Annotated in this window: 12 protein-coding genes; 7 read left to right on the top strand and 5 right to left on the bottom strand. The window is 65.8% G+C overall.

Annotated features, from left to right (window positions below; all coding sequences use genetic code 11):
- Nucleotides 1–16: 16 nt before the first annotated feature.
- From GO615_RS23470 to GO615_RS23460, 3 genes are all read right to left on the bottom strand, one after another.
- Nucleotides 17–319, bottom strand: coding sequence for a hypothetical protein (locus GO615_RS23470; protein WP_169132303.1), 303 nt, complete (start codon nt 317–319; stop codon nt 17–19).
- A gap of 94 nt (nt 320–413) precedes the next feature.
- Nucleotides 414–1,250, bottom strand: a complete 837-nt coding sequence (locus GO615_RS23465) for a methyltransferase (RefSeq protein WP_169132319.1) — start codon at nt 1,248–1,250, stop codon at nt 414–416.
- A gap of 41 nt (nt 1,251–1,291) precedes the next feature.
- Nucleotides 1,292–1,852 (bottom strand): DUF1415 domain-containing protein, encoded by a 561-nt coding sequence (locus GO615_RS23460; RefSeq protein ID WP_169132302.1) that lies wholly within the window; start codon nt 1,850–1,852, stop codon nt 1,292–1,294.
- An 88-nt stretch (nt 1,853–1,940) separates the two neighbouring features.
- Here GO615_RS23460 and ylqF point away from each other — a divergent pair, with 88 nt between their 5' ends.
- Nucleotides 1,941–2,849 carry a ribosome biogenesis GTPase YlqF gene (ylqF, locus tag GO615_RS23455; RefSeq protein ID WP_169132301.1) on the top strand — a complete coding sequence of 303 codons (909 nt, stop codon included), beginning with the start codon at nt 1,941–1,943 and terminating at the stop codon, nt 2,847–2,849.
- On the opposite strand, the gene GO615_RS23450 is transcribed toward ylqF, so the two are convergent.
- Nucleotides 2,815–3,024, bottom strand: a complete 210-nt coding sequence (locus GO615_RS23450; protein ID WP_169132300.1) for a dodecin — start codon at nt 3,022–3,024, stop codon at nt 2,815–2,817. The genes ylqF and GO615_RS23450 overlap by 35 nt on opposite strands.
- A 239-nt stretch (nt 3,025–3,263) precedes the next feature.
- On the opposite strand from GO615_RS23450, the gene GO615_RS23445 reads away from it, so the two are divergent.
- The 6 genes from GO615_RS23445 to GO615_RS23420 all read left to right on the top strand — a co-directional run bounded on the left by GO615_RS23445 (nt 3,264) and on the right by GO615_RS23420 (nt 12,560).
- The gene (locus GO615_RS23445) at nt 3,264–4,463 is read left to right on the top strand and encodes a YbfB/YjiJ family MFS transporter (RefSeq protein WP_169132299.1); all 1,200 of its coding nucleotides are present in this window, start codon (nt 3,264–3,266) and stop codon (nt 4,461–4,463) included.
- A gap of 55 nt (nt 4,464–4,518) precedes the next feature.
- The gene (locus tag GO615_RS23440) at nt 4,519–6,144 is read left to right on the top strand and encodes an NAD(P)/FAD-dependent oxidoreductase (RefSeq protein WP_169132298.1); all 1,626 of its coding nucleotides are present in this window, start codon (nt 4,519–4,521) and stop codon (nt 6,142–6,144) included.
- On the top strand, nt 6,141–6,344 hold the full coding sequence (locus tag GO615_RS23435) for a SlyX family protein (protein WP_169132297.1): 204 nt from the start codon (nt 6,141–6,143) through the stop codon (nt 6,342–6,344). The genes GO615_RS23440 and GO615_RS23435 overlap by 4 nt, the downstream gene beginning before the upstream one ends.
- 93 nt (nt 6,345–6,437) lie before the next feature.
- Nucleotides 6,438–6,683: a CDGSH iron-sulfur domain-containing protein gene (locus tag GO615_RS23430; protein ID WP_169132296.1), complete on the top strand. Its 246-nt coding sequence runs from the start codon at nt 6,438–6,440 to the stop codon at nt 6,681–6,683.
- Nucleotides 6,684–6,852: 169 nt separating this feature from the next.
- Nucleotides 6,853–11,361: a PAS domain S-box protein gene (locus GO615_RS23425; RefSeq protein ID WP_169132295.1), complete on the top strand. Its 4,509-nt coding sequence runs from the start codon at nt 6,853–6,855 to the stop codon at nt 11,359–11,361.
- Nucleotides 11,358–12,560: an EAL domain-containing response regulator gene (locus GO615_RS23420; protein WP_169132294.1), complete on the top strand. Its 1,203-nt coding sequence runs from the start codon at nt 11,358–11,360 to the stop codon at nt 12,558–12,560. Before GO615_RS23425 ends, GO615_RS23420 begins: the two co-directional genes overlap by 4 nt.
- A gap of 79 nt (nt 12,561–12,639) precedes the next feature.
- Here GO615_RS23420 and GO615_RS23415 read toward each other — a convergent pair whose 3' ends face one another.
- Entirely contained in the window at nt 12,640–13,641 is a 1,002-nt protein-coding gene (locus GO615_RS23415; RefSeq protein WP_169132318.1) for a GTP-binding protein, read from the bottom strand.
- Nucleotides 13,642–13,662: the final 21 nt, after the last annotated feature.

Raw genomic sequence — 13,662 nt, 5'->3', positions numbered from 1 at the left:
CCGCGTTGACCCGTCCCTATGCGGAATCGTTCTGCAGCGAGCCGGGCGTTCCCCGCGTGTAGCGGAACAGGAGCTTGTCGCACTGGGAGCAGGCGACGATGCGACGGTCGTCGCCGGAATCGTTGAGGCCGAACTCGCGGGTGTCTATCGAGCGGCAGTGTGCGCACACGACCGAATCGAGACGGTGCGAGGCGAGGTATTGCTCGCGCTCGGGCAGTTTGCGCTGCGCCTCCTGCTGCCGCATGAACAGGTGGAGGATGGCGAGGGTGCCGAACAGGAAGACGGCGGCGACCAGGACGGGGAAGGGGACATCGGACATGGGGGAACCCGCGGTCAGTGTGTGAACCCGCAGCCTACCAGCGCACGACCGGTACGTACTTCACCGCGATCAAGTTTGACGCCCCGCCCGCGGTTCAGTAGATGAAGCGCTCGCGCAGGTCCTGCAGGTTCAGTTCGGCGAGGATGCTCTCCAGCCGTTCGCGCGCGTTGCCGCGGCGCTGCCCGGTCGCGCGCGCGATGATGAGTTCGTTCTTCATCGAATGCTCCCAGCCGACGAGCTCGGTGACGGTGAGCTGGTAGCCGTGCGACTCGAGCAGCAGGCAGCGCAGCACGTTGGTGATCTGGCTGCCGAATTCGCGCGTGTGGATGGGGTGGCGCCACAGTTCGGAGAGCGGGGTGCGGCCGAAGGATTCGTTCTTGTGCTTGCGCAGCGTGGCGGCGACTTCGGCCTGGCAGCAGGGCACCAGCACGATGAAGCGCGCGTGTTTCTCGAGCGCAAAGCGGATCGCGTCGTCGGTTGCGGTGTTACAGGCGTGCAGGGCCGTGACGATGTCGATGCGTTCGGGCAGTTCGGCCGAGCGGATCGATTCCTCGACCGAGAGGTTCAGGAAACTCATGCGCCCGAAGCCCAGCCGGCCGGCGAGCTCGCGCGAGCGTGCGACGAGCTCTTCGCGCGTTTCGATGCCGTAGATGTGACCCCCCTGGCGCGACTTCAGGAACAGGTCGTACAGGATGAAGCCGAGGTAGGACTTCCCCGCGCCGTGGTCGGCCAGCGTGAGGTCGCCGCGTGCCGCCATCACTTCCTCGAGCAGCGGCTCGATGAAGTTGTAGAGGTGATACACCTGCTTCAGCTTGCGCCGGCTGTCCTGGTTGAGCTTGCCGTCGCGCGTCAGGATATGCAGCTCCTTGAGGAGCTCGACCGATTGTCCCGGACGCACGTCGGGAACCGCGACCGGTGCCGCGGGGGCTATGGGCCGGCCCGTGGGTGCCTCAGGCTTGTGGCGCGTGCGGTTCACTTCTTCCCGTCTCCCATGCCGGGGATTCCGAGCGCCCGCCAGCCATCGATCCCGAGCTTCTTCATCGTCTCGATGTTGCGCTCGTAGATCGACTCGGCCTCCGGGTAAGCCGCAACCGCGTGTTCGATGCTGTCCTCGCGCAACAGGTGCAGCGTGGGGAAGGGCGAGCGGTTGGTGAAGTTCGCGATGTCGTCCTCGGCTGCGTCCTCGAACTGGAAGCACGGGTGGAAGCTGGCGACCTGCAGGATGCCTTCGAGCTCGTGCTCTTCGACAGCTTCCTCGGCGATGCCGGCGATCTCGTTGAAGTCGAGGAAATCCGGAAACAGGGTCGGATGCACGAGCAGGGTGGTGTCGACGTCCTGCGGGTCGGCGGCGGCGAGGAATTCCAGCTCGCGGTCGAGATCCTCGAGGAAGCCGTCCACATGCTTCGCCTCGCTGACGACGATGCGCACCTGGTTCTTCACATACACCGACTTCGCGAACGGGCACAGGTTGAGCCCGATCACCGCCTTCTCGATCCACTGCCGCGTCGCCGCGATCACTTCGTCACGATTCATGCACTACCCCTCGAAAGGCCGCCATTTTGCCCCAATCGGGGGCCGAAGGAGGCGATAATGCGCGCCTTGTCCAACACGTACTCTCCAGATGTCCATCCAGTGGTTTCCCGGTCACATGACCTCGGCGCGCAAGAAGGCCGCCGAGACCATGGCCATGACCGACGTCGTGATCGAGGTGCTCGACGCCCGCATCCCCGAGGCGAGCAGCAACCCGATGATCCGCGAGTTGCGCCTGTTCCGGCAGCGTCCGTGCCTCAAGCTGCTCAACAAGGCCGACCTCGCGGATCCTGTCGCGACGCGCGCCTGGCTGGACTTCTTCAACGCGCAGCCGGGCGTGAAGGCGGTGGCCTTGTCGTGCAAGAAGCCGGGTGATGTCGCCCGCGTCCCCGGGCTGTGCCAAGCGCTTGCGCCGCACCGCACCGACGGCACGAAGCCGCTGCGCATCATGATCATGGGCATTCCCAACGTCGGCAAATCGACCTTGATGAATGCGCTGCTCAAGCGCCGCGTCGCGGCCGTGGGCGACGAGCCGGCGGTCACGAAATCGCAGCAGACCTTCGACCTCGGCTCGCATATGACGGTCACCGACACGCCGGGCCTGATGTGGCCGAAGATCGAGCACGATTCGGACGGCTTCATGTTGGCGGCGAGCCATGCGATCGGCCGCAATGCGGTGATCGACGAGGAGGTCGCGGCCTTCCTCGGTGACGTGCTGGTGGAACGCTATCCGGACCTCGTCGCCAGGCGTTACGGCATCGCGCCGGAGCGCATGGAGGAGCTCGACGGCGTCGGCGTGGTCGAGATCGTCGCGGCACGGCGCGGCTGCCGCCTCAAGGGGGGCGCACTCGACCTCGAAAAGGCCGCGCAGATCTTCCTCACCGACTACCGCAGCGGCGTGCTCGGGCGCATCAGCCTTGAGACGCCGGAAAGCCGGCGCGCCATGCTCGAGACCGACCGCGGCCTCACTCCTCCAGCCGGAACCCCACCTTCAGCTTGACCTGGAAGTGCGCCACCTTGCCATCGGTGATGTGGCCACGGATCTCGGTCGCCTCGAACCAGTCGAGATGGCGGATCGTCTTGCCCGCAGTCTCGATCGCGTTGCGGATCGCAGCATCGACGCTATCCGGGGACGAACCGACGATTTCGACGAGCTTGTAGGTGTGGGCGGACATCGCGCTCTCCTCGAGGATTGAACGGGCAGCGCTCCCAGTATAGAGAAGCCCTCCGGCCTTGCCCGCTCGCCCATGCGCGACGATCCCTGCAGCGCGTGGCGTGCATCACGCTGTGGAGGCGGTATTCCCTCAGGCACGTGCTCGTGTCGTATCAAGGGCGTTTATGTCGGAATCAGGATAGCTTGCGCTGTCGCTCTCCATACCATACCGTATCGAGACCAACGACAAGGACAACCGCGATGAGAGAGCAGATGCAGCGGATGAAGGTCCTCGGGGCGGGCATCCTGAGCCTGATTCTGGTGATGGGCGTCGCGCGCTTCGCCTACACGCCGCTCCTGCCGCTGATGCAGCAGCAGGCCGGCCTCGGTGTGGCCGACGCCGGCTGGCTGGCGGCGTGGAACTACGCGGGTTACCTCAGTGGCGCGCTGATCGCGTCGGTGATCAGCGATCTCGTGCTGAAGGACCGCCTGTACCGCATCGGGCTGGTCGTCGCCGTGCTTACCACGGTGATGATGGGCCTCACGACCAGCGTCTTCTGGTGGTCGGTGTCGCGTTTCCTTGCGGGCCTGAGCACCGCCTCCGGGATGCTGCTCGGCACGGGGCTGATCCTCAACTGGCTCATCCGCCACCAGCACCGCTCAGAGCTGGGCATCCACTTCTCCGGCATCGGCCTAGGCATCGCGGGCTGTGCTGCGGCGGTCGCGCTCATGACGCAGTCGCTGGACTGGCGCGCACAGTGGTTCGTGTTCAGCGTGCTGGGCGTGCTGCTGCTGATCCCCGCGTGGCGCTGGCTGCCGCGGCCCGACACCACGCCGCTCACGGTCGGCGGGCAGAAGATGGAGGACAACCCGCCCGGAGCAGCCTTCCTGCGCGTGTTCATGGCGGCCTATTTCTGCGCCGGTGTCGGCTACGTGGTCAGCGCGACCTTCATCGTCGCAATCATCGACAAGCTACCCGGCCTGGGCGGGCAAGGGGCGCTCGTGTTCCTCGTTCTCGGGCTCTCGGCGGCACCGGCCTGCATCGTGTGGGACTTCATTGCACGCCGCGTCGGTTACCTGAACTCGGTGCTGCTGTCCTTCGTGCTGCAGATCGCCGGCATGCTGCTGCCGCTGGTGGGCGGACTGATCCCGGCGTTTGCCGGCGCGATCCTGTTCGGCGGCAATTTCATCGGCGCGGTGAGCCTCGTCCTGACGATGGCCGGCCGCTACTACCCGACCCGTCCGGCAAAGATGATGGGCAAGATGACCATCGCCTACGGCATCGCGCAGATTGCCGGGCCGGCGGTCACCGGCACGATTGCGGCGCATGGTGGCAGTTACGCCGACGGGCTCTACATGGCCGCGGGCGTGATGGCGGTCGGGACGGTGCTCGTCCTGGTGCTCAGGGTGATGGCCGCGCGCGGGCGCGAAAACGCGGTGACTGCGGGCAATCCCGTTTAAAATCGCGGGCTTTGACGTGCGCGGCACGTCCCCGCGAACTTGTAACGGAATCACCATGCTGCGAATCAACGAACTCAGGCTGCCCCTCGACCACCCCGAGGGTGTGCTGAGGGACGCCATCGTCGCCCGTCTGGGCATCAAACCCGCCGAGCTGGGCGAGTTCACCGTGTTCAAGCGCAGTTACGATGCACGCAAACCGAGCGCGATCACGCTGAGCTACACGGTCGACATGCAGCTTGCGAACGAGGACGCGCTGCTTGCGAAGTTCGCCGGGGACCGCAACGTGGTCCGCACGCCGGACACGAACTACCGCTTCGTCGGCAAGGCGCCCGAGCAGCTCGCCCATCGGCCGGTGGTCGTCGGTTTCGGACCGTGCGGCATCTTCGCGGCCCTGATCCTGGCGCAGATGGGCTTTCGCCCCATCGTGCTGGAGCGCGGCAAGGCCGTGCGCGAGCGCACCAAGGACACCTGGGGCCTGTGGCGCAAGAGCGTGCTGAACCCGGAGTCGAACGTGCAGTTCGGCGAGGGCGGGGCGGGCACCTTTTCGGACGGCAAGCTCTACAGCCAGATCAAGGACCCGAAGCACTACGGCCGCAAGGTGCTCACCGAGTTCGTGAAGGCGGGGGCGCCCGAAGAGATCCTTTACGTGAGCAAGCCGCACATCGGCACTTTCCGCCTCGTCGGCATGGTGGAGACCATGCGCGCCGAGATCATCGCGCTGGGCGGCGAGATCCGCTTCCAGCAGCGCGTGGCCGACGTGCGCATCGAGGACGGACACCTGCGCGGCGTCGTGCTCGCGAACGGGGAGGAGATCCGTTCGGATCACGTCATCCTCGCGCTCGGCCACAGCGCGCGCGACACTTTCGAGATGCTGCACGAGCGCGGCGTGTATATGGAGGCCAAGCCTTTCTCGGTGGGGTTCCGCGTCGAGCATCCGCAATCGCTCATCGACAAGGCGCGCTTCGGCCCCAATGCGGGGCATCCCGTGCTGGGCGCGGCGGACTACAAGCTCGTCCATCATGCGAAGAACGGCCGTTCGGTCTATAGCTTCTGCATGTGTCCGGGCGGGACGGTGGTCGCGGCGACTTCCGAGCCCAACCGCGTGGTCACCAACGGCATGAGCCAGTATTCGCGCAACGAGCGCAATGCCAACGCCGGCATTGTCGTCGGCATCACGCCCGACGATTACCCGGGCGGGCCGCTCGCCGGCATCGCGTTCCAGCGCCACTGGGAATCGCGTGCCTACGAGTTGGGCGGCGGCGACTACATCGCGCCGGGCCAACTCGTCGGCGACTTCATCAAGGGCCAGCCGTCGAGCGTGCTCGGATCGGTCGAGCCTTCATACAAGCCGGGCGTGAAGCTCGGCGACCTGTCGACGAGCCTGCCGGACTACGCGATCGCCGCGGTGCGCGAGGCGCTGCCAGCCTTCGAGCGCCAGATCAAGGGCTTCTCCATGTGCGATGCGGTGCTAACAGGGGTCGAGACACGCACCTCGTCGCCGCTGCGCATCACGCGCGGCGTTGATTGCCAGAGCCTGAACGTGAAGGGGCTTTATCCGGCGGGCGAGGGGGCAGGCTACGCCGGGGGAATCCTTTCGGCCGGCGTCGATGGCATTCGCGTCGCCGAAGCGGTCGCGAAGTCCATCCTGGGCGACGTGACCGTCGTGGAGGAGGAGGCATGACGGAAGACCGCCTCGACCGCATCGAGAGCAAGCTCGCACTCGCCGAAGACGCGATCGACGAGCTCAACATGACGGTGTTCCGCCAGCAGCAGCTCATCGATCGCCTGCAGAAGCAGATTGTCCAACTGCACCGCCAGATTGCGTCCGCTTCGCCCGGCGAGCGGCGTGACCTGCGCGAGGAAATTCCGCCGCACTACTGACCGGATTCCGACTGGCATCGGGGCGGAACGGGCGTCTAGAGTGGACGCATGCGGATCGCAAGGCGCGGTCCGGGGGCACTCCAGGAGGTAGCCATGAACGATCCCGTTCCGAACATCGCGCAGAAGGGACCCTATGCCGTGGAGCTCGAGGCCGGCACGGACTATTTCTGGTGCGCCTGCGGCAACAGCAAGCATCAGCCGTTCTGCGACGGGTCGCACAAGGGTGGCCCGTTCGTGCCGCTGAAGTTCCAGGCCGCCGCGACCGGTACGGCCTATCTTTGCGGCTGCAAGCGCACGGGCAACAAACCATACTGCGACGGGACGCACAACAAGCTGTAGCGATCGGGGTGAGCGTATGGGGGGCGATGGTGCGAGGCCCCTCAGGCAGCCGGCGATGTGTGAGGAATATCACCCACTAATGTTGATTGGGTGATAGCATTGGCCGAATACCGGATTACGGCAGCATGTTTTTGGCTTCCGTGCTCTCCGGTTCCCGAGGCGCACCCTGATGGCCGATTCCGATCCCGGGCTGCGAGCCGAGCCCGATCACCTTGTTGCCACTCCACTCGCGGCGAACGCCGCGTCTGGTGAACGGATCGCCGTTCCGGTCGGCTCTGCCACCCGCATCGTGCGTATCGCAGCCGTTGCCGCGATGTACATCGTTGCCGGCCTGCTCGCCAATGCGCTGACGTCCTCGTCGGGCTATGCGTCGCCGGTTTGGCCTGCCGCAGGCGTCGCCCTTGGCTGCCTGATTGGCTGGGGAAGGCGTTGCTGGCCCGGCGTCTGGCTCGGCGCTTTCATTGTCGTTTTCCTGCTCGACCGATCGTCCGTCGGCCTTGCGGTGGCCGTATTTGTCGCCGCGGGGGCGACGATCCAGGCGCTGATCGCTTACCGGCTGGCCAGGCGTTTCCTGCGCACGCCGATCTTCGTCGCGCACGCACGCGATCTTGCACGCTTCCTGCTGCTGGTGGGTCCGGCGGCAAACCTGGTGGCGTCGGTCATCGCTGTCGCCACGTTGCTCGCTTTCGGACGCATACCGGCGGCGGAGGCGGCGGGCGTCTGGCTGGCGTGGTGGGCCGGCGACACCCTCGGCGTGCTGTTATTCACCCCGCTGGTGCTCCTCGTCTGGCCGGGTGCGGGCCCTGTGTGGGGGCGCATGGGGGGCAAGGCGAGAATTTCCATTCTGTTGCTCGTCGTCGTGGTGCTGCTTTCGGCGGGCAGTTTTGGCGTTGATCGACTGGCTGAATACCGCAAGGACATCGAGATCTCGGGGGCGATGGACCAGGTGTTCGAGATCGGCTTCCTTCCGGTGCCCGGTGTCATCACGCCGCTCGAGGGTGTCGAGCGTTTCATCAACGCCAGCCAGCACTTCAGCCGGGAGGAGTTCGCCATCTTCACGCGCTGGATCACCCGGCATCCCGCGCTGACGTCGATCGACTGGGCGCCGCGTGTGTTGAGCGGGGAGCGCGAAGACTTCGAACGCGCGGTGCGGGCCGAAGGTGTCCCCGATTTCAAGGTTTTCGAGCCGGGTGCCAATGGTGGCCGGCAAGCCCCGACCCTTCGCGCGGAGTATTTTCCGATCCTGTTCAGCGAACCGCAGCAGGCGGCCCGCGATCTTCTGGGGCTCGACCATGCATTCGATGCCCATCGGCGCGTGGAGATGAGGCACGCACGGGAAAGCGGCGCGCCACATCTTGTCCGGACGATGCCGCTACTACGCACGGAGCGGCAGTCGCTGCTCGTATTCCAGCCCGTCCATGGGCTTGTGAGGGGATCATGGGTCGGCACCGGGCGGGCCGGAACCCGTGACCTGATCGGCTATGTGGTGGGTGTGTTCGACGTCGAGCAACTGTTCGCGCCGCTGGCGGCAGCGGCGCGCGCGCGGAACATCGGTTTCCGTATTTCGGATGTGACGTCCGGCGATCTCGCGCAGACTTTGTTTGATGAAATGCCAGCGGGGGCAAGACCGGTGGCGCGCAGGGAAATTGGATTCGGAGGGCGGACGCTGATCCTGGAAATGGCGCCCGATGAGCCCGCGAGCTATTCGGGCTACCGTGTCGAGGAGCAGATCTACCAGGTGTTTTCGGTGCTGGCGGCCTTGCTCGTGGCCTATGTCGGGTTGAGCAATGCGGGTCATACCGCGGCCATCGAGGCCGAAGTGGTGCAGCGGACCGCGGACCTCAAGCGTGCGCTGGATGCTCGCCTGGCGGCGGAGGATGAGCGCGACCGCATCTTCGACCTGTCCCTCGACCTGCTCGGCCTTGCCGGCGTCGACGGTTACTTCAGGCGCGTGAATCCGGCCTTTGCCCGGACGCTGGGATGGAGCGACGAGGAGTTCCTGTCGCGCCCCTTCCTCGATTTCGTGCATCCGGACGATGTCGAGGCGACGCTCGCCGAAGTGGATCGCATCGCTCACGGACACACGACGATCGGCTTCGAGAACCGTTATCGCTGCAAGGACGGCACATGGCGCTGGCTGGAGTGGAAGGCCCTGCCGCTGCCGGGCGGACTGATGCTGGTGACGGCGCACGACTGCACGACGCGGCACGAGCGCGCCCAGCATCTGCGCGATCTGAACGCCGAATTGAGCCGCCGCGTCGGCGAGCGCGAGGCGGCCCTGAATGCCCTCAGCGCGACGAAGGAGGAGATCCGGGCGGTCGTCGACAACCTGCTCGAGTGCGTCGTCACGATCAATTCACGCGGGATCGTGCAGGCCGCCAATCCGGCGGTGGAGACGGTTTTCGGCTATCGCAGCGAGGAGGTCATCGGCCGGAACGTGTCGATGCTGATGCCCTCGCCGCACCGCGAGCAGCACGACGAGTACCTCGCGCGCTACCTGGCGAGCGGCGAGAGGCACATCATCGGCACGACGCGGGTGGTCGAGGGGCAGCACAAGCTGGGGCACTCCATCGTGCTGGAGCTCAGCGTCGCGAAGTACCGCGCGCATGACGAGCAGTTCTTCATCGGTACGCTGCGGGACATCGGCGAGCGAAAGGCCCTGATCGAGGCGCTGACTCATGCGCGTGAGGATGCCGAGCAGGCAAGCCGGGCGAAATCGGCCTTCCTGGCCGCGATGAGTCACGAGATCCGGACCCCCATGAACGGGGTGCTGGGCCTGGTCGAGGTGCTGGCGCGCAGCCACTTGTCCGAACATCAGGCGGATCTCGTGGCCACCATTCGCGAGTCGTCGAACACCCTGCTGCGCATCATCGACGATATCCTCGACTTCTCGAAGATCGAGGCGGGACGACTGGAGCTCGATGTGGGACCGGTGTCGGTCGAAGACCTGGTCGAGGGGCTTGCCGGTTCGCTTCTTCCCGTGGCGGCGCGTCGCAATGTGGACCTGTCCGTGTTCGTCTCGCCGGATATCCCAGTCCGTCTCCAGGGGGACGAAGTCCGGCTGCGGCAGATTCTCTACAATCTGGTGGGGAACGCGATCAAGTTTTCTTCGGGCCGTCCGCAGATTCGCGGTCGCGTTTCGGTCCGCGTGGTCGTGGCGGGCACCGAGCCCCTGAGGCTCGCCTTTGCGATCGCGGACAACGGAATCGGGATCGACCCGGCGAAGATCGGGGAACTGTTCAACCCGTTCACCCAGGCGGAAACGTCCACGACCCGCCGCTATGGCGGCACGGGGCTGGGATTGGCGATTTGCCGCCGCTTGCTGGACATGATGGGCGGGCAGGTCGAGGTACGCAGCGAACCGGGTAAGGGTGCGACGTTTACCGTGACGATTCCCTTCGCGGTTTCCGCGGACCAGCCAGCCCGACCGATGCCCGAAGTCGGTGGCGTGAACTGCGTTCTGGCCGGCGGTGCCGAATTCGATAGCGACGACTTGTGCGCGTACCTGGAGCATGCCGGCGCGCGGGTGTTCCGCACCGACGACGAGGATGCGGCAGGGGCGCTGGTTGCCCAACTGGAGCCGCCGGCAGTCCTGATCGCGTTCGGCGGCGAAAGGGCGCGGGCGGGCCAGCCGGGAGGGGCCGCGGCGAGTGCAGTGGCTCGCGTCAGGATCACCCGCGGCAGGCGCCGGCGCCCCCGTATTGCCGCACCCGACACCGTCGTGGTGGACGGCAATGCGCTACGGCGACAGGCCTTGTTGCGGGCAGTGGCGGTCGCGGCGGGGCGTGCATCGCCCGAAATCTTCCACGCCGGATTCACGGAGGGCGCCATTCGATCCGCCAGAGCGGCACCGAGTGTGGAGGACGCGAGGAAGCAGGGGCAGCTGATCCTCGTCGCGGACGACGATGAGATCAACAGGAAGGTGATCGTCGAACAGCTCGCGCTGCTGGGTTATGCGGCGGAGGTCGCGGGCGACGGGGCTGAGGCGCTGCGGATGTGGCAGGGCGGAGGATACGCCTTGATACTGACCGACATCCATATGCCCAACATGGACGGCTACAATCTCACGAAAGTGATCCGCAAGGCGGAACAGGGTGCAACACGCACGCCCATCGTGGCGCTCACCGCGAACGCACTGCAGGGAGAAGCGCGCAAGGCTCTGGATGCCGGGATGGACGAGTACCTTACCAAGCCGGTGAGGCTCGACGTGCTCGGCGCAAAGCTCGCGATCTGGCTGCCCCGGCAGGAAACGAGCCCGCCGGTCGCGGTGCCCCGGGAGGATTCTGCGAGCGTGGCCGCAGCCCCGGCGCCCGAGCGGCCGATCCTGGACGTTTCGGTCCTCGCAGGACTGGTGGGCGACGATCCCGCGGTGATCCGCGAGTTCCTGTGCGATTATCGCGTTTCGGCCGCGCTTCTGACCGACGAGGTGCGAAGGGCATTTGCGGCCGGCGACGTGGCGGCTGTGGCTGGCAGCGCACACAAGCTAAAGTCTTCCTCGCGCACGGTGGGCGCCCTCGGGCTCGGGGAGTTGTGCAATCGCATCGAAACCGCCGTACAGGCCGCGGATCAGGGGGCCCTGGAGCAGGCCATGAGGCGCTTTGACGAGATGGTAGGGGCTGTCGAAGCCGCGCTCGACAGACAGCTGAATGAAGCGACCCGGATCGGGGGCACGCAATGAACATCCTCGTGATCGATGACGAGACCTTCGTGCGCAAGCTTCTCGTCCACCAGCTCGGCCGCATGGGCTTCGAACGCGTGCAGGCATGCGCGAGCGCTCGGGAGGCATTGTCGCTGCTCGAAGAGGGCAGCGCCAAACCCGAGCTGATCTTCTGTGACTTGCAGATGCCGGAGATGGACGGCGTCGAGTTCGTGCGCCATCTGGTGCGGGTGGGTTATGAGGGCGGGCTGGTACTGGTGAGCGGCGAGGACGAGCGGGTCGTGCAGACCGCGGCGAAGCTTGCCCGGGCTCACAAGCTCAAGGTGTTGGGCGCGCTGAGCAAGCCGGTGTCGATCGAGACGCTGAAGCGGATTCTTGCCGATGACCAGGCCCAAAGCCCAGCACAGGGGAGCAAGGAGCGCAAGACGTACTCCGCGGAGCGCTTGCGGCGTGCGATTGCCGATGGCGAACTGGTCAATCACTACCAGCCCAAGGTCGAGTTTGCATCGGGCGCCGTCGCCGGATTCGAGACCCTGGTGCGTTGGCGGCACCCGCAGGACGGATTGATTCCGCCCGATCAGTTCATTCCCCTCGCCGAAGAGAGCGGACTGATCAACGAACTTACGCGTTCAGTGCTGCGCACGGCCTTGCGCCATGCGCGCGCGTGGGGCGACGACGGCTACCCGCTGCAGGTGGCGGTCAACGTGTCGATGGATAACCTGGTGTCCCTGGATTTCCCGGATTTCGTCGAGCGCGCACTGGGTGAGGCCGGCATCGCGGCAAGCGGTCTGTTGCTGGAGGTTACGGAAAGCCGCCTGATGAAGGATCCGTTGACGCCGCTCGAAGTGCTGGCGCGCCTGCGGCTCAAACGCGTCGGATTGTCGATTGATGATTTCGGCACCGGACACTCGTCGCTTGCACAATTGCGCGACATTCCGTTCAGCGAACTGAAGATCGACCGCGGCTTTGTGCATGGTGCATGGCGGGACGCCTCGCTGCGCGCGATCCTCGAGGCGAGCCTCGGGATGGCACGCCAGCTCGGCATGAAAACGGTTGCAGAAGGGGTGGAAGACAGGGAGGACTGGGACTTCCTGCGCATCAGAGGCTGCGAGCTGGCGCAAGGCTGGTTCATAGCAAAGGCATTGCCGCCCGAGCAGATTGCGGACTGGATCGCCGACTGGGAGGTACGACGCCCGACGGTTGTGGAATTCAGGGCCTGAACCGAGTTCCAGTCGCAAGCATTGCCCGGCGGCTCATCCGTGTCGTCGATGACACGAGCCGCCACAAAGGCGGTTGTGGCTAGGCGTTGACCACACACTCCGCAAAGCCGGCGCGCAATTCGTCTTCCTGCAGCCGGCGGCCGATGACGACGATGCGCGAGCGCCGGATGTCGTCGTTCCACGCAACACCGTAGTCGAAGCCGGCGAGACGGTGCACGCCTTGGAACACCAGTCGGTTCACTTGGCCGGGAATCGCGAGCACGCCCTTGTAGCGGAGCAGGTCGTCGCCGTGGCGGTCGAGGAGCCCCTGCACGAATGTGCCAATGCGGTCGAGATCGACGTCGCCGGCGTGTTCGAGCAGCAGCGAGCTGATCTCGTCGCTGTGTGCGCTTCGATCAAACACGCGGCTGCCGTTCTTCGCTGCCGCGCGGAAACAGGGGCTGGCGGGGGTGTCTTCGGCGAGCAGGTTTTCGTTCAGGTTGAAGCCGCGGATGTCGAGCAGGAAGCCGACATCGAGTTCGCCGGCGAAGAGCTGGCGAATCGGTGCGCGCGGGTTGATGCGCGCGAGCCGATCGAGCAGCGCTCCGAGTGCATCGGCCGCGATGCCCTCGCTCTTGGAGACGAGCAGGCGGTCGGCAAAACCGATCTGCTTCAACAGTACGGGATGCTCATCGAGCTGGCGCGGGGCATGCACGGCATCGACCACCGTGAGCACCGCATCGAGCAGGTAGGCCTCTGCGAGCTCGGGGTCGGCGAAGAAGGTCTGGATTACCGGCCCGGGATCGGCGAGGCCGGTGGTTTCGATGACGATGCGGTCGAAGGCGAGTTCGCCCGCATCGCGTCGCGACTTCAGATCGAGGAGGTTTTTCGCCAGGTCGCCGCGCACGGTGCAGCACAGGCAGCCGTTGGTCATCTCGACGACTTCGGCGCTCTGCTGGACCAGCAGTTCGCTATCGATATTCACCGGCCCGAACTCGTTCTCGATGACCGCGATGCGCTGGCCGCGGGCCGTCGTCAGGATGCGGTTCAGCAGCGTCGTCTTGCCGGCGCCGAGAAAGCCGGTGAGGACGGTGACGGGGATCGGGAGTCGAGGGCTGGGGTT

Source organism: Aromatoleum evansii (assembly GCF_012910805.1).
Lineage (GTDB): Bacteria > Pseudomonadota > Gammaproteobacteria > Burkholderiales > Rhodocyclaceae > Aromatoleum > Aromatoleum evansii.
Note: the sequence above shows the minus strand (reverse complement) of the source record. Positions and strands in the feature narration are given on the sequence as shown.

Excerpts from the sequence above, each read along its gene's own strand:
- GO615_RS23435 (WP_169132297.1), top strand. The coding sequence starts at position 6,141 with ATGACGGAAGACCGCCTCGACCGCATCGAGAGCAAGCTCGCACTCGCC.
- GO615_RS23450 (WP_169132300.1), bottom strand. The coding sequence starts at position 3,024 with ATGTCCGCCCACACCTACAAGCTCGTCGAAATCGTCGGTTCGTCCCCG.
- GO615_RS23425 (WP_169132295.1), top strand. The coding sequence starts at position 6,853 with ATGGCCGATTCCGATCCCGGGCTGCGAGCCGAGCCCGATCACCTTGTT.
- GO615_RS23460 (WP_169132302.1), bottom strand. The coding sequence starts at position 1,852 with ATGAATCGTGACGAAGTGATCGCGGCGACGCGGCAGTGGATCGAGAAG.
- GO615_RS23420 (WP_169132294.1), top strand. The coding sequence starts at position 11,358 with ATGAACATCCTCGTGATCGATGACGAGACCTTCGTGCGCAAGCTTCTC.
- GO615_RS23445 (WP_169132299.1), top strand. The coding sequence starts at position 3,264 with ATGAGAGAGCAGATGCAGCGGATGAAGGTCCTCGGGGCGGGCATCCTG.
- ylqF (WP_169132301.1), top strand. The coding sequence starts at position 1,941 with ATGTCCATCCAGTGGTTTCCCGGTCACATGACCTCGGCGCGCAAGAAG.
- GO615_RS23470 (WP_169132303.1), bottom strand. The coding sequence starts at position 319 with ATGTCCGATGTCCCCTTCCCCGTCCTGGTCGCCGCCGTCTTCCTGTTC.
- GO615_RS23430 (WP_169132296.1), top strand. The coding sequence starts at position 6,438 with ATGAACGATCCCGTTCCGAACATCGCGCAGAAGGGACCCTATGCCGTG.
- GO615_RS23440 (WP_169132298.1), top strand. The coding sequence starts at position 4,519 with ATGCTGCGAATCAACGAACTCAGGCTGCCCCTCGACCACCCCGAGGGT.